Annotated in this window: 1 protein-coding gene; it reads right to left on the bottom strand. The window is 62.1% G+C overall.

Annotated elements, in window-relative coordinates; translation table 11 throughout:
* Positions 1–879 precede the first annotated feature (879 nt).
* Positions 880–1,344, bottom strand: a complete 465-nt coding sequence (locus tag ACIBO1_RS32265; protein WP_396753095.1) for a hypothetical protein — start codon at positions 1,342–1,344, stop codon at positions 880–882.
* Between the last annotated feature and the right edge of the window lie 225 nt (positions 1,345–1,569).

Here is a 1,569-nt window from a genome sequence, read left to right as displayed (position 1 = left end):
TAGGTCGGAGCGATGCACTCGAACGGCTGGCCACAGCGACATCGATCTTGACCGAGCAATCCGAGATCAATTCCTGACTCCGACGGACTGACGGATCATGATCCGGTGCACTCAACTCAGCTACCCGCACGTCACCGGTGGTAACGATGATGATGTGTCATCGCGCACGGTGACTCACGATCATTGGCGAAGCAGCCGTCGGGACGAACATCGGCAAAAAGCGGAAATCCGGCTCGACGCCACTACCGGTCGCGAGCAACACCTGCCCTTCAAGCCGCCTCGAGGCCGGCGTTGGGGTTTCACTCGGCGGACGGCTGGAAGGCACCAAACCTCCACTGACGTGGGCGGTTGGGTTTGGGGTTGTACCGGGATCGACACGAACCGATGCCCATCTCGGGTTGCGTGTTGTTGGTGCCATCCCGATCGGTTGACGATCACCCTACCCGGACTGTGCGGGTTCCCGGGCCGCCAACGGGTACCCGTGCGGTACACCGTCGTCGAGGGCTGGCCTGAGATTTGGGCCAGCCCTCGATTTAAATTGGATCATCTGGATTCGAACCGACGACCCCTTGTTACGTTCCGTAGCGGTCACAGCGTTGTCGTTGATTATCATAAATAGGCGCTGAGCTGCACCGAAATGACCAAGCGATAGCCGTCGTTCGTCACTGATTGTCGGCCACTAGCTCGGGTTTTCGGGGGGTAAACGGGGGCCGAAACACAGAGTCCGCTGCGCCGGGGCCCCGCAGCCCAGAACCCACCCGCTCAAGAGGAGCGGGCGATGCTCCCCGCCGGTCGCCGTTGTTGGCGTCAAGAAGATCCCGCTTCTGTCAGGGATGTGGCAGTCTTTCTCTCGCTGGAGCACTCGACCCATTATCGGTCTCAGGTGTCTCGATGCAGGTTCTCACGAGGGTGGGTCTCCTCGACCGGAAAGGCCGCTGTACCGAAGGCGAACCCGTTGACGTGTGGCGCCGCACTCCGACTCATCACGTACTGCAGGGTGTCCGCCCTCGTCTCGGGCGTCATCGCCGAGATGAACACGGCCTCCGGCGATCCGGAAAACACCTTGTGCACGATGGGCTCCCACACGCGCGCCAGTGTGAGGGCATCGATACGCCCCAGATCCCGCTGGACGCTCCAGCCCGCCGTGAGCTCTGCGACTCGGTCTTGGTCATTGTCGGAACTCAGGAGATCCCATGCTCTCACCAGGAGGTCGAACGCGGCCGCATTATCTCCAGCGTCTCGAACGAGTAGGTCGGCCACGGCGTCGTCGCATCGCGCGTCGAGCAGCATGATCAGGCCAGAAGCAAAGTCTTCTCCGGCCCAGGACACGACCTTTGCCAGCACCGGTTGTCTCAGTCGGGGCTCGCGAGCCAGTCCTCGCAGGGCGGCAGCGACCGCAGCGCGATGCTCCGGAAGCTCGGCCCGAGCTATCAGATGGCGTAGCCGGGCCAGCGCTACGAACGGATGCTCTCTCCCTAGTACTCCAACGTCACTTGGCTTCGGCGTTGGGCGTGGCGTGGGCATGAAGACGGCCACCGCGTTGATCATCGATGGTTTGTGAGGACAATC

Source organism: Micromonospora sp. NPDC049903 (genome assembly GCF_044460945.1).
Classification (GTDB): Bacteria; Actinomycetota; Actinomycetes; order Mycobacteriales; family Micromonosporaceae; genus Micromonospora.
This window is presented reverse-complemented; position numbering and strand designations above follow the sequence as displayed.